We start from the raw sequence: 23,359 nt of genomic DNA on the forward strand, positions 1-23,359 counted from the left end.
GCCCTCCTATCGCGCCGGCTGCGCCCGATGACCCGGCCTGCCCTCGATGCCTTCGTCCGGCACGGAAAGCGGCCGCTTCGACTTCTTGGCCATGTCGTCGCCGCGAATGTCTTCGACCGGATCGGGCCCGCGCCGCAGGAGCTTGGCGAGATAATAGGAGCCGAAGCCGAAGATGAAGGCGTAGACGACGAAGAAGGTGACAAGCGATGCCGCCACTGCGCCCGCAGCCACGGGCGAGACCGCATCTGCCGTGCGCAGATGTCCGTAGACCACGAAGGGCTGGCGGCCGATCTCGGCCGTAAACCAGCCGAAGAGCACTGCGCCAAAGCCTGAGGGCGTCATGAGCATCGTGGCGGTGAGGAATGGCCTGTTCGTGAACAGCGTGCCCTTGAAGCGAAGATAGAGGCTCCACAGGCCGATGCCGAGCATCGCGAAGCCGAGGCCCACCATGATGCGGAAAGAGAAGAACACGGGCCAGACCGGCGGACGATCCTCCTTCGGCACCTCCTTGAGACCCGGAACGACGCCGTCGTAAGCATGGGTGAGAACCCAGCTGCCGATCTTCGGAATCCCGATCTCGTAATGGTTCGTTTCCGCCACTTCATCGGGAATGGCGAAGAGGCGAAGCGGCATGTTGGACATGCGATCCCAGTTGCCCTCGATCGCAGCGAGCTTTGTCGGCTGGTATTTGAGAACACCGAGGCCATGCAGATCGCCGATCACGATCTGGACCGGCACGAAGATGGCGGCGAACCACAAGGCCATCGAGAGGGAGCGCCGCGAAGCAGCGAGCTTCGCCTCCGGTGCATCATGCGGATGGCGCAGCAGCATCCACGCTGACATGCCCGCCACCGCAAAGGCCGTGGTGATGTAGCAGCCCATCACCATGTGCGCATAGCGCAGGGGGAAGGACGGGTTGAAGACGATCTCGAACCAATCGACCGGCACCATCTTGCCGTTCTCGATGGCAAATCCTGCCGGCGTCTGCATCCAGGAATTCGTGGACAGAATCCAGAAAGCGGAGATCAGCGTGCCCAAGGCCACCATGCAGGTGGCGAAGAAGTGCAGCCTGTCCCCCACCCTCTCCCAGCCGAAGAGCATGATGCCGAGGAAGGCCGCTTCGAGAAAGAAGGCTGTGAGGACCTCGTAAGCCATCAACGGCCCCACGACGTTTCCGGCAATCTCGGAAAAGCGCGACCAGTTCGTGCCGAACTGATAGCTCATGACGATGCCCGACACGACGCCGAGGCCGAAGGACACCGCGAAGACCTTCACCCAGAACCGGAAGAGATTGCGGTAGAGCGGATTTTTCGTGCGCAGCCAGTTGAATTCCAGCGCGGCAAGCCAGCTCGCGAGGCCGATGGTGAAAGCCGGAAAGATGATATGGAACGCAATCGTGAACGCAAACTGGATGCGCGACAGAATCAGGGCATCGAGTTCCATATCGCTTCCCCTATAACACCTGTCCTGCTTTTAGGGCGCAGGCGGCACGGGACCAGAGGCTGCGATCCTATGAGACCTGCGAATGCGGAATGAATTCTGCTCTCAGCGGCCGCCATCCCGTGCTGAGGCGCTGCAAGGCTTCGAGTTCCACCGGATCGTGGCTGCAGAAGATTCTCACGTCGCTCTGAGGATCGTTCGCCAGAGCCCGCAACCGCTCCTGGTTGTGGAGGCGCAGGGGCCGGTCCTCCTCCATCAGGCGCTGATAGGCGAGAAGCCCCGGGGTGCAGGACGGCACCTCGTCCATTTCATGACGATGGAAGTAAGCATCGCCCGCATTGAGAAGCCAGCCTTCCGGCGTGTCGATGGCAATGCCGGCATGGCCCATCGTGTGGCCGGGCAACGGAATCATCAGGATCTCGGGCGGCAGGCCGTCGAGATCGCGCACGGAGCCGAAGCCGAACCATCGTTCGCCCGAAGGATCATAGAAATGCCAGTCACGGACACCGTCCCATTGTTCGGGACGGTAGCGACGGCGGTGAATGAAGCCTTGGCGCACCTCGGCCTCTTCCACTTCGGCGCGCAGCACATGCACCGTCGCCTCGGGGAAATCCTCCAGGCCGCCCGCATGATCGAAGTCGAGATGCGTGAGCACGATGTGACGCACATCCCGGGGGGAGAAGCCCAGGCTCTTGACCTGCTCCAGGGCGGTGTAGCGATGATCCAGCTGGATGCGATTGACGCGGACGAAGAGCGGGCTGATCCGCTCGTAAGGATCCTCCACGTCGCGGGAGCCGATTCCCGTATCGACGAGGACAAGTCCATGGCGGTCCGTCTCAATCAGCTGGCAGTGACATACGAGTTGCCCGGTCAGACCCCGGCTCACGCCATCCCAGAGCTTTCCACCCAGAGGACACATGCAACCGCAATTGAGATGGTGAATGCGCATGGAGAGCCTCGCTGACAGGACGGAGCGAAACTCTAACGCCGGAGTTCAGGAGAATGTTCGAACCCGCAGCCGCTCTTAACGCTTCTTGCAGGCGAAAGGCGGGAAGGTGCTCGCGGTTCCGGCATTCATGGCGGCGACCACCATCATGTTCGCGAGCGCCAATTCCTCAGTGGAACGGGGACACACATCGGCCTGTGTCGCGCAGCCTGACGCCAGGAAGAATTCGTGCCGGTCGAGGAACTCATGCCCCAGTCCCGTCTTGCCCATCCGCGAAAGAGCTTCGGACCATGCCTTCTTGTAGCGGGCGCATTTGACCTCGGGCCAGCTCGGCTCCTGCGCACAAGCGCCGACATTCAAGCCCACCAGCATCCATACGAGAACAACAGATGCTGTAATCGAGCGGCCCATCTTATCCTCACTCTCATTGCCGATGCGATGGAGCATGGAGAAGGGATGAGGGTCAAGGTGTCACGCGCGCATCTCGGGCGGGCTTGTACCCTGCTTCCTGCTCGCTGTCGTGCGGCGGCTTTTCGCGGGCTTCTTCGCCGGCTGCTCGACCTCACGGGACAACCGCTCCTGCAGCAGGGTCAGCACCGCCGCTTCTTCCGGCCTCAAGGACGGCAGATCCTCGCGCAGCTCGGTTTCGATCTCCTTCTTGACCTCGATGAGCAGGCTGCCTTCGAGATAGCAGGAGAACACCTCCGGGTGCACATAGCACTTGCGGCAGATCGTGGGCGTGTTGCCGAGGCGCGCGGAGACCTGCTCGATGGCTTCACGGATGTTCTTCTTGGCTTTGGCCTCGCTGTCGAATTGCTCGAATTCGGCGAGCGCCAGGGCTGCGAGCACGGTGCCCGCCCAGGTGCGGAAGTCCTTGGCCGTGATGTCGCGCCCCGTGATCTCCTTGAGATAAGCATTCACGTCCGAGGACGTGACCGATTGCTGCTCGCCATTCTCGTCCAGATACTGGAACAGGTCCTGCCCCGGCAAATCCTGGCAGGCCTTCACGATCTTCGCGACACGGCGATCCTTCACCTGCAATTTCCAGGTCTTGCCGCTCTTGCCCTTGAACTGGAAGCGCAGCTCGCTGCCATCCACCTTCACATGCGGATCGCGCAGGGTGGTGAGGCCATAGCTTTTGTTCTGCTTGGCATAATCTTCGTTGCCGACGCGGATCAGCGTGTTCTCGAGAAGATGTACCACCGTCGCCAGCACCTTCTCGCGCGGCAGGCCCGGCCGGCTCATATGCTCGTCGATGGTCTTGCGGATCTCGGGCAAACCTTTGGCGAATTCGAGCATGCGCTCGTATTTCGTGCTCTCCCGCACTTCGCGGAAAGCAGAGTGATAGCGATATTGCTTGCGCCCCTTCACATCACGCCCCGTCGCTTGGATGTGACCGTTCGCCTTGGGGCAGATCCATACATCCGTATAGGCGGGTGGAATGGCGAGCGACTTGATGCGGTCGAGCGTCGCCTTGTCCTCGACCTTCTTCCCGTCCGGGCGCAGATAAGTGAATCCCTTGCCGGACTTCTTGCGCCGGATGCCGGGCTCCTCGTCGGAGACATAAGTCAACCCCGCTGTTTCGGCGGCGTCGCGCGGATCGACGATCGTGTCATTGGAGGAGGTCGGACCCAGCAGCATGGTTAGCCTTGTTTGAAAAGCAGAGGGTCAACCGGGCTGCGCCATGCCCGGTTCCCTGCGTGATGCGGACGCATTGTCCTGCGCATGGGCGTCCTGCCGGTCGTTACGGATCTTTAAGGCAAGAATGGTGCCGCTCAAGGCCAGGCTCAGGAGGTTGAAGACGATGAGCGGAACGGCGCCGATGAGAAAGCCGTAGGTCGACCACAGAACGAAGGCGGTAACGGTCACCATGTACATCCGCTTGGAGATCGCCGCCGTATCGCGCTCCCGCCAGGCCTTGAGCACCTGCGGCACGAAACTCGCCGTCGAGAGAATTCCCGCAACCGTCGCCAGGATCGTCGGCAACCACTCGCTCATGCGCGCCTCCTTTCCAGGCCGGGTGCAACGGGTTTACGAAATGGGTGGTTCCCTCGAAGGGCCAGGATCGTTAGAACGGCACGGCTCGTTCATTGAAGGTCCCCCTTGTCCGATCGTCCCAACCTCTCAGGCAGCAAGCTCGTCTTCATCGTCACCGAGGACTGGTTCTTCGCCTCCCATTTCCTGCCGATGGCGCGGGCCGCGCGCGAGCTGGGGCTCGAGGTTGCGGTCGTCACGCGCGTGCGTGCGCATCGCGAGATGATCGAGGCCACGGGCGCGCAGGTGATCCCGCTCGAGGCCGAGCGGCGCAGCATCAATCCTTGGAAGGCCGGTCTTGCCGCCGGCCAGCTCGCCGCGATCCTGAAGGACGAGAAGGCCGACATCGTCCATTGCATCGCGTTGAAGAGCATCCTGGTCGGAGGCTTCGCGGCCGCCCTCGCGGGGGTCAGCCGCCGGGTCTATGCGCTCACGGGCCTCGGCTTCCTGGGCGCGAGAACCGACCGGATCGGACGCCTGTCGCAACGAGCCTTACGGCTGCTGGTCCGCGGCCTCGAAACGAAGAAGACCCGTTATCTCTTCGAGAACACGGACGACCCTAAGCTCCTCGATCTCGATCCGACAGGACCCAACGTCACCGTCGTCGGAGGCGCGGGCATCGACCCCGAGGCGCTCAGACCCTCTCCCCTGCCCCCGCAGCCGCCGCTGAGGATTGCTCTCGTTGCCCGCATGCTCTGGTCGAAAGGCGTCGATCTCGCCGTCGAGGCTTTGCGCACGGCCCGAGCGAAGGGAGCGGCGGTCGAGCTCTCCCTCTATGGCGCACCCGATCCATCCAATCCGAAGGCCATTCCGGAAGAAACCCTGAAGGCGTGGAGCGCGGAACCGGGCATCTCCTGGCAGGGCGCGACGCAGGACATTTCCGCCGTCTGGCGCGACCACCACGTCGCCTGCCTGTCCTCCCGGGGCGGCGAGGGCCTGCCTCGCACGCTCCTTGAAGCGGCGGCTTGCGGCCGGGCCATCGTCACCACCGATGTCCCCGGCTGCCGCACCCTGGTGCGCCACGGCGTGGAGGGCTTCGTCGTCGCGCCCCATGATGCGACGGTTCTGAGCGAAGCCTTTCTGTCCCTCGCGGACGATCCGGCGCTCGTCGCACGCATGGGCGAGGCGGCGCGCGCCCGCGTTCTCGATGGCTTCACGGAGCGGGATGTGATGGAAAGCGTCAAACGGCTTTACGCCTCGATGCTGAGCTCATGATCACGGACCCTTTCGCCTTCATCCGCGCCGAAACACGGCTTCTGCCCGTGCCCCACACGCCGGAACTCTCTCTCTATGTGGCCGACGAGGCGACGGAGCTGTGGCAGAAGACCGAGGAGGAATTGGGCGAGATCGGCCTGCCTCCGCCCTTCTGGGCCTTCGCCTGGGCCGGTGGACAGGCCCTGGCCCGCTACATCCTCGACCATCCCGAAACCGTGAGCGGACGGCGCGTTCTCGATTTCGCATCGGGCTCGGGCCTCGTGGCGATTGCGGCCATGAAGGCGGGCGCCGCCGAGGTCGTCGCCTGCGACATCGACAGCTTCGCCATCGCCGCGATCCGGCTTAATGCCGAGGCGAACGGCGTCACCGTCACGCCCGTTCAGGCGGATCTGATCGGGCGGGATCAGGGATGGGACACCGTTCTGGCCGGCGATATCTGCTACGAGCGTGACCTCGCGGAGCGGGTCACGGATTGGCTGTTCGACTTAAGCCGGAGGGGCGCCACCGTTCTCATCGGTGACCCGGGCCGCAGCTACCTTCCCCGGGAGCGGCTCGACAGGCTTGCAGACTACGAGGTTCCGGTCACGCGGACCCTCGAGGATGCCGAGATCAAGAGGACGAGCGTCTGGGAATTTCGGATTCCGGGTCGCCTAGCGACCTGTTGACCATGCCGCGCTTGACGGGAAGGGCTTTTGGCATCAGCTAAACGGCGACGGCCTGATCCCGAACGGCCGCCGTGGATTGCAGCATGTCTTTGATGTCCTCTTCGCCCGAAGCCGCTTGCCTTGAAAGCCTCGCAGGCCCCGCCCCGCGCCACCGCACGGTAGGCGTGCGGGTCGGCTCCGTGATGGTCGGCGGCGGCGCGCCGATCGTCGTCCAGTCGATGACCAACACGGATACGGCGGATGTGGATTCCACCGTCGCCCAGGTGGCGGCGCTGAGCAGGGCCGGTTCGGAGCTCGTGCGCATCACGGTGGACCGGGACGAGGCCGCGGCAGCGGTGCCGAAGATCCGCGAGCGGCTCGACCGCCTGGGCGTGACCGTGCCGCTCGTGGGCGATTTCCACTATATCGGCCACCAGCTGCTGGCCGATCATCCGGCCTGTGCGGAAGCCCTCGACAAGTACCGCATCAACCCCGGCAATGTGGGCTTCAAGGAGAAGAAGGACCGGCAGTTCGGGGCAATCGTCGAAATGGCGATCAGGCACGGCAAGGCCGTGCGCATCGGTGCGAACTGGGGTTCCCTCGACCAGGAGCTGCTCACTCATCTGATGAACGAGAACGCGGCTTCCGCGAACCCGCGCGACATGCGCTGGGTGACGCGGGAGGCGATGATCCAGTCCGCCCTTCTCTCCGCGGCCCGTGCGGAAGAGATCGGCCTCGCTAAGGACCGCATCATTCTGTCCGCCAAGGTCTCCGCGGTGCAGGACCTGATCGCGGTCTATCAGGAACTGGCCCGCCGTTCCGACTACGCGATCCATCTGGGCCTCACCGAAGCCGGCATGGGCACGAAGGGCATCGTGGCCTCCTCCGCTGCCATCGGAATCCTGCTGCAGCAGGGCATCGGCGATACGATCCGTTATTCCCTCACACCCGAGCCGGGCGGAGACCGCACGCTCGAAGTGAAGACGGCGCAGGAATTGCTCCAGACTATGGGTTTTCGCACCTTCGTGCCGCTGGTCGCCGCCTGCCCAGGCTGCGGGCGTACGACGTCATCCGTGTTCCAGGAGTTGGCGCGGGATATCCAGAACTGGATTTCCACCTCCATGCCCGAGTGGCGGCGCACCTATCCCGGCGTCGAGAACCTGAACGTCGCTGTGATGGGTTGCATCGTGAATGGCCCCGGCGAGTCGAAGCACGCCAATATCGGCATTTCACTGCCCGGCACCGGTGAGCAGCCGGCCGCGCCCGTCTTCATCGACGGAAAGAAAGCTATGACGTTACGTGGCCCGACGCTCGCTCAGGATTTCCAGAAGATCGTGCTCGACTACATCGAGAAGACCTATGGTCAACCGGGGCGCGATGCTGCCGAGTGAGGCAGATGGAACCCTGATCGAAATTTCGTTTTAAGCTCAAGCGCGATATGCTAGACAGCCGCCGCGCCGGCAGTGACGGCCGCCACACTCACTGGCGCATCGTGCGGAAAAGTCGATCCGGTTTTCCGCTTAAACGATGCGCTCCCTGAGGAAGAGAGCATCGGATAAGTCCCAAAAGTGGTGTCCACTTTTGGGTCCGAGGCTTAGAAGGGGCCGCCCTTCGTCGTTATTGCAGAGTGACTTGGAACAAGGGCCGTCCGCGGGCCACCCGCAGTAGAAAAGCACACATGGCAGAACAACAAGCTGTCGCTCCCCGGCACGCGGATTCCGCGGCTCCGGAGGCCACCCTCCCCGAAGCTCATGCCCATACTCCCGGGGGCTTTTGGACGCTCATGCTCGGCGCCATCGGCGTCGTGTTCGGTGATATCGGTACGAGCCCGCTCTACGCCTTCAAGGAATCCGTCGCTGCCGCTGCCGCTGGCGCTCCTGTCACACGAGACATCATTCTCGGTGTTCTGTCCCTGATCCTGTGGTCGCTCGTTCTGGTCGTGACCATCAAGTATGTCGTGATCCTGCTGCGTGCCGACAACAAGGGCGAAGGTGGCACCCTGACTCTCGTCGCTCTGGCGCAGCGCGCGGTCCGGCACAGAGGCGGCCTCGTCCTCGCGCTCGGCATCGCCGGCGCCGGCCTCTTCTATGGCGATGCGGTTCTCACCCCTGCCATTTCGGTTCTTTCTGCTGTGGAGGGCCTGAAGCTCGTCGCACCCGATCTCGAATCCTACGTGGTGCCGATCACTCTCGGGATTCTGGCCGCCCTCTTCGTCGTCCAGAGCCGCGGGACGGGCAAGGTCGCTTCCTTTTTCGGCCCCGTCATGCTCGTCTGGTTCGCAGCGCTTGCCGTCGCCGGGGCGATGCACATCGCTGACGACCCTACTGTTCTGACGGCCATCAACCCGCTTCACTGCATCAGCTTCTTCATCAATCATCCGGCCGTATCGCTCGCCGTTCTGGGCGCCGTCTGTCTGTCGGTGACGGGCGCCGAGGCGCTCTATGCGGATCTCGGCCACTTCGGTGCGAAGCCGATCCGCAGCGCGTGGCTCTATCTCGTCTTCCCGGCGCTCGTGATCAATTACTTCGGCCAGGGCGCGATGGTGCTTGCCCATCCCGAAAAAGCCGAGTCGCCGCTCTTCCATCTGGTGCCGGAATGGGCATTGGTTCCCATGATCATTCTGGCGACGCTCGCCACCATCATCGCGAGCCAGGCCGTGATCACCGGCGCGTTCTCGCTCACCCGCCAGGCGATCCAGCTCGGTCTTCTGCCGCGCCTCGAGATCCGCTTCACGTCGGAAACCCACCAGGGCCAGATCTATCTGCCGCGCGTCAACTGGATGCTGCTGTTCGGCGTGATCGTGCTCGTCCTGATCTTCGGATCGTCGAGCAACCTGTCGCACGCTTACGGCGTGTCCGTGTTCGGTTCGATGTCGGTGGATGCGATCCTCGCCATCATCGTGATCTGGAAGGGCTGGCGCTGGTCGCTGGGCCTCACGCTCGCAATGATGTTGCCTTTCCTCTTCATCGATCTCGCCTTCTTTGGCGCGAATCTGCTGAAGCTGTTCACCGGCGGCTATGTGCCGGTCATTCTCGCATCGGTGCTCATCGTCACCATGTGGACCTGGGTGAAGGGCACGAACATCCTGTTCGAGAAGACCCGCAAGATCGACGTGCCGCTGCTCGAGCTGGTGCAGATGCTCGAAAAGAGCCCGCCGCACCGGGTGAAGGGCACCGCCGTCTTCCTCACGAGCGACCCCGACACCGCACCCGCAGCCCTTCTGCATAATCTCAAGCACAACAAGGTTCTGCACGAGAAGAACGTGATCCTCACCGTGCGCAGCGAGGACATTCCGCGCGTGGACGACGACGACCGCGTCGCCATCGAGCATGTGGGCGACTCGTTCTGGCGCATCCGCCTGAGCTACGGCTATATGGAAACACCGAACATCCCGCGTGGTCTCGCGATCCTGCGCAAGCAGGGCTTCAAGTTCGACATCATGGCGACGTCGTTCTTCCTCTCGCGGCGTTCGATCCGCCCGGCCAGCCAGTCGGGCATGCCGCTCTGGCAGGACAAGGTGTTCATCAGCCTCGCGAAGTCGGCGAGCGACGCCACGGACTTCTTCCAGATTCCCACCGGCCGCGTGGTGGAAGTGGGAACGCAGGTCACCGTGTAAGACCTGCAAGTTGCCATTCCCTCGCCGGAATGGCAGCTTCCCGGCATGACGATCACGCTCCTCCATCCATGCCTCGAATGGTTGCCTGCCTATGAGCAGGCGCTCGTGCGCGGCTGGTCCCCCAGCGCCGACCACAACAATGGCCCAGAGCAGCTGATGGCGCTGAGGGCCGATCCCGAACGTTTTCTTTTCGATCTCTACAACAGCCCGACTGTCCGTCAGCCCGACGGGCGCGAAGTGCCGCGATTGCCTGCGCATGATTTCTGGATCAGCGACGGTGAATTCTGCGGACGTATCAGCTTCCGCTTCGAACGGGGCGTGAAGGAGCTCAAGCCGACGTCCTACGGCCATATCGGCTATTCCATCGTGCCCTGGAAGCAACGGCGCGGCTATGCGACCGAGGCTCTGCGGCAGATTCTCCTTGTTGCTCATGACGAGGGTTTTGCGCGGGTTCAGATTACCTGCGACGACGACAACGAAGGCTCTCGCAAGGTGATCCTCGCCAATGGCGGCATTGCGGATGGCACCTTTCCGCACCTCACGCGGCCGGGCCATCGAAAGCTCTCCTTCTGGGTGCCCACACACGTGCGCTGATCGCCATAACCATCCGGCTGCCTTGACCAGGGTGACGATTGCCCCTAACCGACGCTCTTTTCCGCCGAGGACATCCTTCTTGAGCACTGCCCCTTCTTCGTCCGTCTCTCCCTTCACCCTCAGCCGCAGCGAGGCTGTTCTGGTGTTCGTGACGATGATCTGGGGCGCAACCTTCCTCACCGTCCAGACCGCGCTGAGCGTCAGCGGTCCGCTGTTCTTCGTAGGCCTTCGCTTCGGTACCGCTGCCCTGATGATGGCGATCATCGCCGCGCCGGTGCTGCGCGGGCTGACATGGAAGGAGATCAAGGCGGGCGTGATGATCGGAATCGCGATCTTCTTCGGCTACACGCTGCAGACTTACGGACTGCAATATATCCCCAGCAGCAAATCGGCCTTCATCACGGCGCTCTACGTGCCCATCGTGCCGCTGCTGCAATGGCTGGTGCTGAAGAAGCCGCCGAGCATCATGGCCTGGACGGGCATCGCCTTCGCCTTTGTTGGACTTGCGCTGCTGGCAGGTCCCGATGGAACCTCCATCGGCCTCGGACTTGGTGAATTGCTGACGCTCCTTTGCGCCGTCGCCATCTCCGCCGAGATCATTCTCATCGGCGGCTTTGCCGGAAAGGTCGATGCGCGCCGCGTCACCGTCGTGCAGCTCGCGACGACGTCGCTTCTCGCGCTCGGCCTCATGGCGCCGCTCGGCGAGCCGCTGCCGGAACCGTCATGGCTTCTGATCCTCAGCGCCGTCGGTCTCGGTCTTGCCAGCGCCGGCATTCAGCTCGCCATGAACTGGGCGCAGAAGACGGTATCGCCCACGCGCGCCACGGTGATCTATGCGGGCGAGCCCGTGTGGGCCGGAATCGTCGGCCGCCTCTATGGCGAGCGTCTGCCTGCTGCCGCGCTGATCGGTGCGGCCCTGATCGTTGCCGGCGTGATCGTCAGCGAGATGAAGCTGCCGCGCTGGTTCAAGCGTCGCCAGTCCGTCAGCGCTTAAACCTCACATCGCAGCCTCACCCTGAGGAACGTAGCGTCTCGAAGGGCGAGGCGTTTCCAGAACGCACTGGATCCTCCTTCGAGACGGGCCTGCGGCCCTCCCCAGGATGAGGACAGAGTGAGTGGAAGGGGCTTCAAACCTCGCGCTCGACGACGAAGCGAACCGCCTCGCGCAAGGTCTGCGCCCTGTCGCCGAAACTCTCGAGCGCGGCATCCGCCTTCTCGACGAGCTGACGGCATTCGCGCCTGGCGCCATCGAGTCCGAGCAGATCGACCAGGGTCGCCTTACCTTTCTCCTGATCCTTGCCCGTGCGCTTGCCGAGCGCCTCGGGCGAAGCCTCGCGGTCGAGAATGTCATCGGCCACCTGGAACGCAGCGCCGAGAGCGCGCCCGTACTCCACGAAGCTTCGGCGTGCACCCGCATCGGCTTTTCCAAGGATCGCGCCGGCTTCCACCGAGAAGGTGAGGATGGCGCCCGTCTTCATCATCTGAAGCTGGCGCACCGCCGCCTCGCCCATGGTCACAGCGCCATAGCGGCCCTCCGCCGAGAGATCGAGCAGCTGCCCGCCGACCATGCCGCCGAGACCGGAAGCGCGGGCAAGCCCCAGCACGAGATCGGAGCGCACGGCGGAATCCGAATCGGTTTCAGGATCGGCGAGCACCTCGAAGGCAAGCGCCTGCAGGGCATCGCCCACGAGAATCGCGGTCGCCTCGTCATAGGCCCGGTGCACCGTGGGACGCCCCCGGCGCAGATCGTCGTCGTCCATGGAAGGCAGGTCGTCATGCACCAGGGAATAGCAATGCAAGAGCTCGACGGCCGACCCTGCCCGCAACGGGCCCTGCCCCTCAAGGCCGAAGAGGCGCGCCGCCTCAATGGTGAGGAAAGGCCTCAATCGCTTGCCGCCACCGAGTACAGCATGCCGCATGGCTTCCATGAGCCGGGCAGGCCGGGCAATCTCGCCGTGGCGGACATTGTCTGCTAGCAAGGCTTGGAGATGGGCTTCGACGAGCCTTGCGGCCTCGGTGAGTCGCGCGCTGAAAGTGCTGGTGGATGGCATCATGATGAGCCCGAATTCGGAAGGGGCGGCCGCTCCCTCCGAGGAGAATGGTGGTGGACGAACGGGCCGGCGATGGACGCTGCGGTGGGAGCCTGCGCGCGAGCCGATGACGGCTGCCCGCTTCGTCCGCCGTCTCGTCCGGATCGGCCTCGGTGCCATTCTCTTATGGGTTGGCGCCGTCGTTTGGCTAGGGCTTTTGTACTGGGTCGTGCCCCCGGTCTCGACCCTCATGCTCGGCCGCTGGCTTTCTCTGCAGAGCGTGGAACGGGACTACGTATCCATCGACGGGATCTCCCCTCACCTGCCGCTCGCGGTCATGACCTCGGAGGACAGCCGGTTCTGCGAGCACAGCGGCGTGGACTGGACCGCCCTGCGCGAGGTGGTGGAAGAGGCCGACGAGGACGGGCCGACGCGCGGGGCCTCGACCATTCCCATGCAGGTGGCCAAGAACCTGTTTCTCACCCCGAGCCGCTCCTACCTCCGCAAAGGGCTGGAGATCCCGGTCGCCCTCTATCTCGACCTGATCTGGTCCAAGCGGCAGATGATGGAGGTTTACCTTAACATTGCCGAATGGGGCGAAGGGGTCTTCGGGGCCGAGGCTGCGGCGCAGAAATACTTCCGAAAGCCTGCCAAGAACCTGACCCGCCGGGAGGCGGCCCTGCTCGCCCGGGCGCTTCCAAACCCGCTCAAGCGCAATCCGGCCCGGCCGACTGCCCGTCTGAATGGTCTGGCAGGCCAGCTTCAGGCGCGGATGGCGGGGGCTGCCCCTTACAGCGAATGCCTGAAGCCCTGACCTGCGACCACGAAAAACCCTTGTGGTGCAGGAAAGGGCTAGATATTTCCCCAAAGACCTTGTATGAGGCGCAACCTCATCAAGTTTGAGATGTGAGCGTTCCCCGGTTGAGCGGGCGCTCCGCTTTTTTGACCGGAGACGAGAAATGGCCGTTCCTAAAAGAAAAACGTCGCCCTCGCGGCGTGGCATGCGTCGCTCCGCCGATGCCTTGAAGGCCCCGACCTACATCGAGGACAAGGATTCCGGCGAGCTTCGCCGTCCTCACCATATCGACCTGAAGACCGGCATGTACCGCGGCCGTCAGGTTCTGAAGGTGAAGGCTGAAGCGTAAGTTTTACGCGGCATGCAAGATAAAAAAACCGGCGCGCGATGCGCCGGTTTTTTTATGCCCGCAATCCCCAAAAGCCCTGATTTTTCTTACACTTTTTACAGTTCGTTAAGCCTGAAGGCCGATCCTTGAGCCTCGATTTTGAACGGGGCCGGAGCCTTCCGGCGCATCACGCGCCTCCCGCCCCACCCTGTTTTGCGTGTTCGAGGGTGAGAGTGATGGCGACGAAGCGGCCTGGCCAGGCGGGGATCTTTGAAGGAACACCCCGGACGCCGCGCAAGCGCCAAGTCCCTGAGGCCTTCCCGACCTCCCATTCCGGCGCCGCCTATTCCTGGGACATTCTGTCCGACACCCTGACCTGGAGCCCCAACGCTGCCGCGCTCTTGGGCATCCTGGCCCGGGACCTTCCACGGACAGGAAAGGCCTTCGCCCAGCTCGTCGAACCAGGAAGCGGCGTCTCCCGCCACGAGGCGAGTGCTGCTGGAGGCAATGGCAGCTTCGAGACCCGCTATGCCCTGCGCCTCGGACCCGATCAGATTCTCATGGTAGAGGATGCGGGCCGCTTTCAGCTGGATATTCAGGGCCGCCCCGCTTTCCTGCGCGGCCTGTTGCGGGCCGATCGGAGCCTGGCCCCTCAAGCACTGCCCGCCCGGGTCCAGGCCCGGTCCGGCCTGCTGGGTCAGATCCAGAACGGCATCAACGAGGCCCTTCGCCTCTCCCAGACCTGCACCCTGATCGTCGGCTCCCTCGACGGGGACGATGCGGATGCTCTCGACGTCATTGCCCGCAGGCTCCGCCCGATGATGCGGCGGCACGACCATTTCGGGGCCCTGAGCCCGAGCCGCTTCACCCTGACCCTGACCGGCTGTCCGACTTCGGAGGCCGTAGGCGCCATGAAGCGGGTGGCGGGCTTCCTGAAGGATTGCTCGGGACGGCTGACGCTTGCCGCCGCCTGCGCGCCGGACCAGACATTCAAGGCCACCAAGCTTTTGCGCTTTGCCGAGCAGGCCCTCGAGGCTGCGCTTGCAGGCGATGAGTCCTTCAGGCTCTACGATTCCCGGCCCGCGCCCCGTTCTGCTGCGACCGAGAAGGCCCCCTTCGATGTGGTGGCCGCGCTCAACGACCGAAGCCTGACCCTGGCCTGCCGGCCCATGATGGACGCCCATAGCCGCAGCCCGATTCTAATGCAGGCCGTGGCTGCTCTGACCGGCCCGGACGGACGGATCGTCCCGCTCGGCCCGCTCCCAGCCCTTGGCGATACGAATCTGAGCCTCCTCGTGGACGGGCGCATGCTGGAAATGGCGGCGGACTATCTCGCCCGCCACTGCCAGGAGCGTGTCGCCCTGCCGGTCTCCCCGGCATCCTTGAAGGATGCCGAATGGCTGCCCATGCTCGCCGCCCATCTCGGCGCGCGACCCGGCATCGAGTCGCGCCTCGTGATTGAGGTTCCGGAGATCGCGCTGGCCAAGGATGCGTCGCTCCTCGGACGCCTCCATGCGATGAAGGCCATCGGCATCGGCCTGTCGCTGTCCGGCTTCGGCCTCGGGTATATCGCGCCGTCAGCCTTGCGCCACATGCCTTTCGACATGCTGAAGATCGACGGCGTCTTCATCCTACCGCTCAAGCGCTCGACGGAGGACCGGCTCTTCGTGCGCGCCCTTGTCGAGCGGGCCCAGAACATGGGTATCGCCGTCGCTGCCGAATGGGTCGAGGACGAGGCAAGCGCGCGGCTGCTGACCGCCTGGGGCGTGGATTACCTGGAAGGCGCCCTGTTCGGCGAGCCGGAGGCCGTCGTGCCGCCGCAGAACCTGCAGCAAGTGCTGAAGGCCGCCAAGGCGTAAGCACTCGATCTTGTTGCTTGCCCCCATCACGCCATCACCGGCCTTGTGCCGGTGATCCCCGCCTTCATCAGATTTCCAATGCACAAACCTCATCCTGAGGAGCAGACGCAGTCTGTGTCTCGAAGGATGTTTCAGTGCCCTCTGGAATCTCCTTCGAGACGGCGCTGCGCGCCTCCTCAGGATGAGGTCGGTGAGCGTGAAAGCAGGAGGCCCGTTCCCGGATCAAGTCCAGGGACGGCCATGACAACCTAACCGAGAGAATCCCTACTTGTTCGCCAGCTTGTCGAGCTTGGCCTGCATGTCGGCCATCTGACGCTTGAGGGCGTCGAGATCGCTGGGTTCCTCGCCCTGAGGAGGAGCCATTGGCGCGGGAGCGCCCGGACCGCCCTGAGGGAAAGGCGAGAACATGCGCATGGCTTCCGTGAAGAAGCTCATGTTCTTGCGCACCTGCTCCTCCATGGCCTGGAAGGCCGAAGGGCCGAAGGCCTGGGCCATCTGCTCCCGGAGTTTCTGCTGCTCCTGGGACAGATTGTTCATGGAAAATTCGAGATAGCTCGGCACCAGGGCCTGCATGCTGTCGCCGTAGAAGCGGATGAGCTGGCGAAGCACCGTCACGGGGAGAAGGTTCTGCCCCTCCTTGTTCTCCTGCTCGAAGATGATCTGGGTCAGAACGCTGCGGGTGATGTCCTCACCCGACTTCGCGTCGTAGACCACGAAGTCCTCGCCCTGGCGGACCATGCCGGCCAGATCTTCCAGCGTCACATAGGCCGAAGTGCCGGTGTGATAGAGGCGGCGGTTGGCATATTTCTTGATGACAGTCGGCTGTTTTTCCGTCGCCATGTGGACCCGATACGCTCCTGAAAACCGGTGGCCGGGGCTCCCAGCGGGATCTCAGCGGCCTTAACTGATTATAAGCCTTATGCTCCACGATCAAAGCGCCAAAAGTCTAAGGGACTCCCGGCCTGCTTGTCCTATCCTGTCCTTGACATCGCACCGTCTGGGGCTTTGATCGAACCAGCACTATCTTTTGAACAGCGAGTCATAGGAGAGAGAAATGGCCCAAGACAGCATCGTCATTGTCGGCGCCGCGCGCACGCCGGTCGGCTCCTTCAACGGCGCTTTCGCCAACACCCCGGCCCACGATCTGGGCGCCGTCGCCATCAAGGCGGCGCTGGAGCGCGCCAAGGTCGAGGCTGCGGAAGTCGACGAGGTGATCCTCGGCCAGATCCTCACCGCAGGCCAGGGCCAGAACCCGGCCCGTCAGGCCGCCATGGCTGCGGGCGTGCCGCAGGAAAAGACCGCCTGGGGCCTCAACCAGCTCTGCGGCTCGGGCCTTCGCACAGTCGCCATCGGCATGCAGCAGATCGCCAACGGCGATGCCAGCATCATCGTGGCCGGCGGCCAGGAATCCATGTCGCTCGCCCCGCATGCCGCCTATATGCGCGCCGGCACCAAGATGGGCGACTTCAAGCTCGTGGACACCATGTTGAAGGACGGCCTGATGGATGCCTTCAACGGCTACCACATGGGCAACACCGCCGAAAACGTGGCCCAGCGCTGGCAGCTCACCCGCGAGGAGCAGGACCAGTTCGCGACCTCCTCGCAGAACAAGGCCGAGGCCGCCCAGAAGGAAGGCCGCTTCAAGGACGAGATCACGCCCGTCACCATCTCGTCCCGCAAGGGCGACATCGTGGTGGATCAGGACGAGTACATCCGTGCCGGAACGACCCTCGAGGCGCTCGCCAAGCTGAGACCCGCCTTCTCGAAGGACGGCACGGTGACCGCAGGCAACGCCTCGGGCATCAATGACGGCGCCGCCGCCCTCGTGCTGATGACGGAAGCCGAAGCGCAGAAGCGCGGCCTCACTCCGCTTGCCCGCATCGCCTCCTGGGCGACGGCCGGTGTCGATCCGGCGATCATGGGCACGGGCCCGATCCCGGCCTCCCGCAAGGCGCTCGAGAAGGCCGGCTGGAAAGTGTCCGACCTCGAGCTCGTGGAAGCGAACGAGGCCTTCGCGGCTCAGGCGCTCGCGGTCAACAAGGACATGGGCTGGGATCCGTCCATCGTGAACGTGAACGGTGGCGCGATCGCCATCGGCCACCCGATCGGCGCCTCCGGCGCGCGCGTGCTCGTGACCCTGCTGCACGAGATGGGCCGCCGCAACGCCAAGAAGGGCCTCGCCACCCTCTGCATCGGCGGCGGCATGGGCGTCGCCATGTGCCTGGAGCGCTAAGAGCGCTGAACACGGCACATCCTCATCCTGAGGAGCAGACGAAGTCTGCGTCTCGAAGGATGGTCCAGAGTGCACTGGAGACGCCTCGTCCTTCGAGACGGACCTGACGGTCCTCCTCAGGATGAGGCTCAGGACAGCGAGTTTCGACGTCTGATCGAGACTATGACGGCTTGCCCTCCCAAAAGGTGCAAGCCGTTTTCGTTAGGCCAAAAGGCCTAAGTGAAATAACGGGCCTACACCCTTCCCCACCGCGCCACATGTAATAAGCTGTGACTGGAAGTTGCCGGCCAACGGCACTCCACCTCACGAACGGATTCACCAGAAATCCGCCAGGGAAACGCTTGAGGAAGGAAACAGCATGGCGCGCGTTGCATTGGTCACTGGAGGCACTCGCGGCATCGGCGCCGCGATTTCAACGTCTCTGAAGCAGGCCGGGTACAGGGTTGCTGCGAATTACGGAGGGAATGACGAGGCGGCGAACCAGTTCAAATCCGAGACGGACATCCCCGTTTTCAAGTTCGACGTCTCCGATCCGGCCGCCTGCGAAGCCGGCATTCGAGCCGTGGAGGCACAACTCGGTCCCGTTGACATCCTCGTCAACAATGCGGGCATTACCCGCGACGGCATGTTCCACAAGATGACCTTCGATCAGTGGTCCGCTGTCATACGCACCAATCTCGATTCCATGTTCACCTGCACGCGTCCCGTGATCGAGGGCATGCGCGAACGAGGCTTCGGCCGCATCATCATCATTTCTTCCATCAACGGCCAGAAGGGCCAGATGGGACAGGCGAACTACTCGGCCGCGAAGGCGGGCGTGATCGGTTTTGCCAAGGCGCTCGCGCTCGAGAATGCGAACAAGGGTGTCACCGTCAACGTGATCGCACCCGGCTACATTGCCACCGAGATGGTGAAGGCCGTGCCGGAAGAGGTGCTGAAATCCAAGATCCTGCCGCTCATTCCGGTAGGCCGTCTCGGCGAGGCGGAAGAAGTCGCGCGCGGCGTGCTGTTCCTCGCAAGCGACGATGCTGGCTTCGTGACCGGCTCCACTCTGAGCCTCAACGGCGGGCAGTACATGGCCTGATTGGGTTTGCATCCCGGACAGAACTCTCGCTTCTGTCCGGGCCGTCCATGCATCCCACATCGCCCATCAAGGAACCAATCGATGAATCGAATCGACATGACAGGCCGGACCGTGGTCATCACGGGTGGGGCCCGCGGCATCGGCTACGCCATCGGCGAGCGGCTCGTTCAGTCGGGCGCGAGGGTCGCTGTCTGGGATCTGAATCTCGAGGAAGCCGAGGCGAGTGCCGCCGCGCTTTCCAAGGATTGCATCGGGTTGAGCGTCGATGTGGCGGACACCTTGTCCGTCGAGCACGCCACGCAGCAGACCCGCGCCGCCTTCGACCGCATCGACGGACTGGTGAACGGAGCCGGGATCACAGGCCCGGTCAAACCCCTGACGGAATACGCGGCCGAGGAATGGCGCAGCGTCGTCGAGGTCAACCTGACGGGCACCTTCAACTGCTGTCGCTCCATCGTGCCGATCATGCAGGAGAACAATTACGGCCGTATCGTCAACATCGCGTCGGTCGCCGGCAAGGAGGGCAATCCCAATCTCGCCGCCTACAGCGCCGCGAAGGCAGGCGTGATCGGCCTCACCAAGTCACTCGGCAAGGAACTCGCGAAGACGGGAATCGCCGTCAACTGCATCACGCCCACCACCGCCAAGACCAAGATCCTGGACACGCTGACACCGGAATTCATCGAGTATATGCGCGTGCGTATTCCGAGAGACCGCTTCGTCGAACTGCACGAGATCGCCGCCATGGTGGCCTGGCTCCTCTCCGAGGAGAACTCCTTCACGACAGCAGCAACCTTCGATCTCAGCGGCGGACGTACGACTTATTAAAAGTGTCTCACAAGATACCTCTCATATTAAGAGCCCAGCTTACATAAGGATGCGGTGCGCGTATTCCCTCCCCTGGGAGGGATGAAGGACGGGGGTCGGAAAATCGGAGCGCTGCGCGTCATCCAGAAAACACGACCACCCTACAACGTCATGGCCGGGCTTGGCCCAGCCATCCACGTCTTGGGAACCACAACGGATCAAAGACGTGGATCCCCGGCACAAGGCCGGGGATGACGAGCATTGATCGTGTTCAATCGCTCACCCGGCTGCACCATCCCACCCCTCTCCGCAAGAGGGAGGGGAAATTACCGTCATCGCAAAGCAACACCACTTCTCCGCTTCGCTTTCTTACGGATGACATGCTAGGTGGCGGGCATCATGACGACTCGCACCGCCACCACCATCGGCCTCGCCGCCATCCTGCTCTGGTCCATGCTCGCCCTGTTCACGGCAGCCACGGGCAAGATCCCCCCGTTCCAGCTCAACGCCATGACCTTTCTCGTCGGCGGGCTTGTGGGCATGGTGAGCTGGATCGCACGCCCCGAAGGCATCAAGGCGCTGCACCAGAAGCCTGTCGTCTGGGCGCTGGGGATTGGCGGTCTCTTCGGCTATCACGCGCTTTATTTCGCGGCTTTGCGCTGGGCGCCGCCGGCCGAATCGGGACTCATCAATTATCTCTGGCCGCTCCTGATCGTGCTGTTCTCGTCCCTGCTTCCGGGCGAGCATCTGCGCCGCGCGCATCTTGTCGGCGCGCTTCTGGGATTTGCGGGCGTCGTCGTGCTGATTGCCGGGCGCGGTGCGTTCGACGCACGGGCAGAGTATCTGCCGGGATACGCATGTGCCTTCGTCGCCGCTTTCGTCTGGGGTGCCTACTCGGTGCTCTCGCGGCGCTTCGGCCAGGTGCCGACCGATGCGGTAGCCGGATTCTGCCTCATGACGTCGTTGCTGAGCTGGGTCTGCCACTTCGCCTTCGAGACCACCGTGTGGCCGGAGACGACGACGCAATGGCTCGCCGTTCTCGCACTGGGCTTAGGCCCCGTGGGCGCGGCCTTCTATGTCTGGGACATCGGTATGAAGCGCGGCGACATCCGCTTCCTCGGTGTCGCTTCTTATGCGACGCCGGTGCTTTCGACGCTTCTGCTCGTGCTCACCGGCTATGCGGAACCGACGCTCACCCTCGCGCTCTCCTGCGGCCTCATCGTTGCAGGCGCGCTCGTTGCGACATTGATGCCCAAAGCATTTTCCGGCGAAGTGGCTCCGGTTCGCCGCAAGAAAATGCGGTAAAGCAGCTCTTAGCTGGACCGTCCGGGCATAACCCGGTGGGTGTAGCGATAGGCCGTCTCGAAGCCGGTGGTCTTATAAAGCGAGAGTGCGACCTCGTTCTCTTCACGCACCTGGAGATAGGCGCTATGCGCGCCCTCCTGGCAGCCCCAGGCCATGAGGCTCGCGACGACGCGGCGGCCAAGGCCAATGCCGCGCAGATCGGGCGACACCACGATGTCGTAGAGCCCGATATAGCCTCGCTCGACGACACCCAGGCCCCACGCCACCGGCTTCTCATCAAGATTGAGCGTGGCGAAAGCCGCTTTCGGACGGATACGGGAGACGATCTGCATCAGGGTGGTATCGTCGGCCTTGTCGCCCCCATAGGCTTCTGCAGCCTCGCGCACCCAACGCTTGGAGGCATGCGGTTCGAGAGTGATCTCAGGATCGACTTCGCAGTCGCCGGCCTTGATCGGCGCCACGAGCACATGCGTCGGCTCGATATCCCTGAAGCCGCGCATCTTCAGGCGCTCGTCCACATCTGCAGCCTGGAGCCCGTTCAGGCGGAAGGTCGGGCGCACATTCGCTTCGACGAAGCGGGCGATCATGTAGTCGATCAGCTCTTCGTCGAGAGAGGCGTTCGGCAGGAAGGGCGTCGCGGAATTGGCGCGTTTGGAATAGCCGTTGGCAAGACGCAGAATCCATCCGTCAAAAGCTTGATAATCGAAAGACGGCCAGGCGTTCAGAAGCCGGCTTTCGAGTCCGATGATGAGGCTGTGGTCATTCATGGGACGTGCCGCTCCTGCCATGGTGGTTGTCATCAGAACCTGTTCTTCCATTCTCTTAAGGATTGGAAGACCTCCTCGGGTGAAGCCCCTTCCTTATGAACGGTTTTCGCCACGCTAAGCTCCCCGGCCCGCAAGAAAGGATTGGTGGCCTTCTCCTGTCCGATCGTCGTCGGTACGAGGAAGCGTCCTTGCGCCTTCGCCTGCTCGGCTTCCCGGGCGCGCGCCTTCAGTGCGGCATTGTCCGGATCCGCCGCCAGCGCGAAGCGCGCATTGGAGAGCGTGTAATCGTGGCCGCAATAAACGCGCGTGTCATCGGGCAAGGCGGCAAGCCTCTGCAGCGTCTGCCAGAAACCGGCATAGGTGCCCTCGAACATGCGTCCGCAGCCGAGGGTGAAGAGGGTATCGCCTGCGAAGAGCGCGCGATCCTCGTCGAACCAATAGGAGACGTGATCCGCGCAATGGCCCGGTGTTTCGAGAACCCGGGCCTGGAGGGTGCCCACCAGCACCCCATCGCCTTCGCGCACCCACAGATCGGCGGAGGGAACCGCCTCGCGCGCCCTGGCGGGTGCCACCACCCGGCAGCCGGTGCGGCCCTTCAAGGCCTCGATGGCCTGCACGTGATCACTGTGTCGATGGGTGACAAGAATGTCGGTGAGGCTCCATCCCGTCTCGGCGAGAGCCGCAAGGATAGGCCCCTCCTCCGGCGCGTCGATGGCGGCGCAGGCGCCCGTATTGGGATCGTGGATCAGAACACCGATATTGTCCTGCAGGCAGAGAAAGGCGTGAATCTGGGCTGACATCGAGGAACCCTGTCTTGATGCACTCTGAGCTATCATGGAACACTCGGAGCTTGAAACCAGATCCCGCTCCCACATGAAACGCTGTCGAACTGGATCGAGAGGCACCCTGACGAGGCCATGAGTATCGACATCACCGACCTGCGCAGCTTCTACGCGAGCCCCCTCGGGGCCGTTACGCGCCGTCACGTCGGCCGGGCGATCGATAAATTCTGGGGGCCGCTGACCGGCCTGCGCGTGCTCGGCCTCGGCTATGCCCCGCCCTATCTGACGGGCGTCAAAGGCGATTGCGAGCGGGCTCTCGCCTTCATGCCCGCAAGCCAGGGCGTGGTGAACTGGCCGAGCACCGGAGCCTCCGCCTCCGCGCTCGTCGACCCGCTGATGATGCCCCTGCCCGATGCCTCGATCGACCGGGTGCTCGTGGTCCATGCGCTTGAGACGGTCGAAAGCCCGAGCGAGCTTCTGCACGAGATCTGGCGCATCCTGACCCCCGGCGGACGCATCATCATGGTCGCCCCCAACCGACGGGGACTCTGGGCCCGCATGGACACCACCCCCTTCGGCTACGGACAGCCCTACAGCCGCTCGCAGCTCAAAAGCCTGATGCGGCAGACATGGTTCTCGCCCGAAGGATGGGCGGAAACCCTCTACGTCCCTCCCCTCACCAACCGCCTGGTGCTCAGCACCGCCCAGGCCTGGGAGCGGATCGGCTCCAGCTTCTCCCTGCCGTTTGCAGGCCTCCATATCGTGGAAGCCACCAAGCAGCTCTACCGGCCCGGCACTGCCATGGCGGTGCGCCGCGTGCGCCGCGCGGCTCCGGTTTTCGTGCCGGCACCAGCAACCCGCATGGGCGACCTTCCTTGA

General features: G+C 63.5%; 23 protein-coding genes. 14 read left to right on the forward strand and 9 right to left on the reverse strand.

All coding sequences use genetic code 11. The features are described 5' to 3' along the window. Positions 1-6: 6 nt before the first annotated feature. The 5 genes from ACUXUR_RS03295 to ACUXUR_RS03315 form a co-directional block, all read right to left on the reverse strand. Positions 7-1,443 carry a cytochrome ubiquinol oxidase subunit I gene (locus ACUXUR_RS03295; RefSeq protein WP_445500918.1) on the reverse strand — a complete coding sequence of 479 codons (1,437 nt, stop codon included), beginning with the start codon at positions 1,441-1,443 and terminating at the stop codon, positions 7-9. Positions 1,444-1,510: 67 nt separating this feature from the next. Beyond that, positions 1,511-2,389, reverse strand: a complete 879-nt coding sequence (locus ACUXUR_RS03300; protein ID WP_445500919.1) for an MBL fold metallo-hydrolase — start codon at positions 2,387-2,389, stop codon at positions 1,511-1,513. Between the two features lie 75 nt (positions 2,390-2,464). After that, positions 2,465-2,797 (reverse strand): hypothetical protein, encoded by a 333-nt coding sequence (locus ACUXUR_RS03305; RefSeq protein WP_445500920.1) that lies wholly within the window; start codon positions 2,795-2,797, stop codon positions 2,465-2,467. Between the two features lie 60 nt (positions 2,798-2,857). Beyond that, complete coding sequence (locus tag ACUXUR_RS03310) at positions 2,858-4,027, reverse strand: DNA topoisomerase IB (protein ID WP_445500921.1); 1,170 nt, start codon at positions 4,025-4,027, stop codon at positions 2,858-2,860. A gap of 27 nt (positions 4,028-4,054) precedes the next feature. Continuing rightward, positions 4,055-4,384, reverse strand: a complete 330-nt coding sequence (locus ACUXUR_RS03315) for a SemiSWEET family sugar transporter (RefSeq protein WP_445500922.1) — start codon at positions 4,382-4,384, stop codon at positions 4,055-4,057. A 105-nt stretch (positions 4,385-4,489) separates the two neighbouring features. Here ACUXUR_RS03315 and ACUXUR_RS03320 point away from each other — a divergent pair, with 105 nt between their 5' ends. The 6 genes from ACUXUR_RS03320 (at position 4,490) to ACUXUR_RS03345 (ending at position 11,483) form a co-directional block, all read left to right on the forward strand. Continuing rightward, on the forward strand, positions 4,490-5,635 hold the full coding sequence (locus tag ACUXUR_RS03320; RefSeq protein WP_445500923.1) for a glycosyltransferase family 4 protein: 1,146 nt from the start codon (positions 4,490-4,492) through the stop codon (positions 5,633-5,635). Further along, positions 5,632-6,300 carry a class I SAM-dependent methyltransferase gene (locus tag ACUXUR_RS03325; RefSeq protein WP_445500924.1) on the forward strand — a complete coding sequence of 223 codons (669 nt, stop codon included), beginning with the start codon at positions 5,632-5,634 and terminating at the stop codon, positions 6,298-6,300. Before ACUXUR_RS03320 ends, ACUXUR_RS03325 begins: the two co-directional genes overlap by 4 nt. 83 nt (positions 6,301-6,383) lie before the next feature. After that, the gene (gene ispG, locus ACUXUR_RS03330) at positions 6,384-7,670 is read left to right on the forward strand and encodes a flavodoxin-dependent (E)-4-hydroxy-3-methylbut-2-enyl-diphosphate synthase (protein ID WP_445500925.1); all 1,287 of its coding nucleotides are present in this window, start codon (positions 6,384-6,386) and stop codon (positions 7,668-7,670) included. Between the two features lie 287 nt (positions 7,671-7,957). Beyond that, complete coding sequence (locus ACUXUR_RS03335; protein ID WP_445500926.1) at positions 7,958-9,895, forward strand: potassium transporter Kup; 1,938 nt, start codon at positions 7,958-7,960, stop codon at positions 9,893-9,895. A gap of 45 nt (positions 9,896-9,940) precedes the next feature. After that, on the forward strand, positions 9,941-10,489 hold the full coding sequence (locus ACUXUR_RS03340; protein ID WP_445500927.1) for a GNAT family N-acetyltransferase: 549 nt from the start codon (positions 9,941-9,943) through the stop codon (positions 10,487-10,489). A 79-nt stretch (positions 10,490-10,568) separates the two neighbouring features. Beyond that, complete coding sequence (locus ACUXUR_RS03345) at positions 10,569-11,483, forward strand: DMT family transporter (RefSeq protein WP_445500928.1); 915 nt, start codon at positions 10,569-10,571, stop codon at positions 11,481-11,483. 133 nt (positions 11,484-11,616) lie between these two features. Here the strand turns inward: ACUXUR_RS03345 and ACUXUR_RS03350 are convergent, their stop codons facing one another. Continuing rightward, positions 11,617-12,543, reverse strand: a complete 927-nt coding sequence (locus tag ACUXUR_RS03350; RefSeq protein ID WP_445500929.1) for a polyprenyl synthetase family protein — start codon at positions 12,541-12,543, stop codon at positions 11,617-11,619. On the opposite strand from ACUXUR_RS03350, the gene mtgA reads away from it, so the two are divergent. The 3 genes from mtgA (at position 12,542) to ACUXUR_RS03365 (ending at position 15,502) form a co-directional block, all read left to right on the forward strand. Continuing rightward, positions 12,542-13,333 carry a monofunctional biosynthetic peptidoglycan transglycosylase gene (gene mtgA, locus ACUXUR_RS03355; RefSeq protein WP_445500930.1) on the forward strand — a complete coding sequence of 264 codons (792 nt, stop codon included), beginning with the start codon at positions 12,542-12,544 and terminating at the stop codon, positions 13,331-13,333. The two genes, ACUXUR_RS03350 and mtgA, sit on opposite strands and share 2 nt — an antisense overlap. Before the next feature lie 145 nt (positions 13,334-13,478). Next, positions 13,479-13,664 (forward strand): 50S ribosomal protein L32, encoded by a 186-nt coding sequence (rpmF, locus tag ACUXUR_RS03360; RefSeq protein ID WP_445500931.1) that lies wholly within the window; start codon positions 13,479-13,481, stop codon positions 13,662-13,664. 215 nt (positions 13,665-13,879) lie between these two features. Next, positions 13,880-15,502: an EAL domain-containing protein gene (locus ACUXUR_RS03365; protein WP_445500932.1), complete on the forward strand. Its 1,623-nt coding sequence runs from the start codon at positions 13,880-13,882 to the stop codon at positions 15,500-15,502. A 264-nt stretch (positions 15,503-15,766) separates the two neighbouring features. Here the strand turns inward: ACUXUR_RS03365 and phaR are convergent, their stop codons facing one another. Continuing rightward, positions 15,767-16,342 carry a polyhydroxyalkanoate synthesis repressor PhaR gene (phaR, locus tag ACUXUR_RS03370; protein WP_445500933.1) on the reverse strand — a complete coding sequence of 192 codons (576 nt, stop codon included), beginning with the start codon at positions 16,340-16,342 and terminating at the stop codon, positions 15,767-15,769. Positions 16,343-16,556: 214 nt separating this feature from the next. Between phaR and ACUXUR_RS03375 the strand changes: the two genes are divergently transcribed. The 4 genes from ACUXUR_RS03375 to yddG all read left to right on the forward strand — a co-directional run bounded on the left by ACUXUR_RS03375 (position 16,557) and on the right by yddG (position 20,931). Continuing rightward, positions 16,557-17,735 (forward strand): acetyl-CoA C-acetyltransferase, encoded by a 1,179-nt coding sequence (locus ACUXUR_RS03375; RefSeq protein WP_445500934.1) that lies wholly within the window; start codon positions 16,557-16,559, stop codon positions 17,733-17,735. Positions 17,736-18,093: 358 nt separating this feature from the next. Beyond that, complete coding sequence (phbB, locus tag ACUXUR_RS03380) at positions 18,094-18,819, forward strand: acetoacetyl-CoA reductase (RefSeq protein WP_445500935.1); 726 nt, start codon at positions 18,094-18,096, stop codon at positions 18,817-18,819. Positions 18,820-18,900: 81 nt separating this feature from the next. After that, positions 18,901-19,647: an SDR family NAD(P)-dependent oxidoreductase gene (locus tag ACUXUR_RS03385; protein ID WP_445500936.1), complete on the forward strand. Its 747-nt coding sequence runs from the start codon at positions 18,901-18,903 to the stop codon at positions 19,645-19,647. A gap of 378 nt (positions 19,648-20,025) precedes the next feature. Then, positions 20,026-20,931: an aromatic amino acid exporter YddG gene (yddG, locus tag ACUXUR_RS03390; protein WP_445500937.1), complete on the forward strand. Its 906-nt coding sequence runs from the start codon at positions 20,026-20,028 to the stop codon at positions 20,929-20,931. A gap of 8 nt (positions 20,932-20,939) precedes the next feature. On the opposite strand, the gene ACUXUR_RS03395 is transcribed toward yddG, so the two are convergent. Then, positions 20,940-21,698 (reverse strand): GNAT family N-acetyltransferase, encoded by a 759-nt coding sequence (locus ACUXUR_RS03395; RefSeq protein ID WP_445500938.1) that lies wholly within the window; start codon positions 21,696-21,698, stop codon positions 20,940-20,942. A 32-nt stretch (positions 21,699-21,730) separates the two neighbouring features. After that, complete coding sequence (gloB, locus tag ACUXUR_RS03400; protein ID WP_445500939.1) at positions 21,731-22,498, reverse strand: hydroxyacylglutathione hydrolase; 768 nt, start codon at positions 22,496-22,498, stop codon at positions 21,731-21,733. Positions 22,499-22,615: 117 nt separating this feature from the next. Here gloB and ACUXUR_RS03405 point away from each other — a divergent pair, with 117 nt between their 5' ends. Beyond that, on the forward strand, positions 22,616-23,359 hold the full coding sequence (locus ACUXUR_RS03405; RefSeq protein WP_445500940.1) for a class I SAM-dependent methyltransferase: 744 nt from the start codon (positions 22,616-22,618) through the stop codon (positions 23,357-23,359).

The organism is Microvirga medicaginis, from assembly GCF_052658925.1.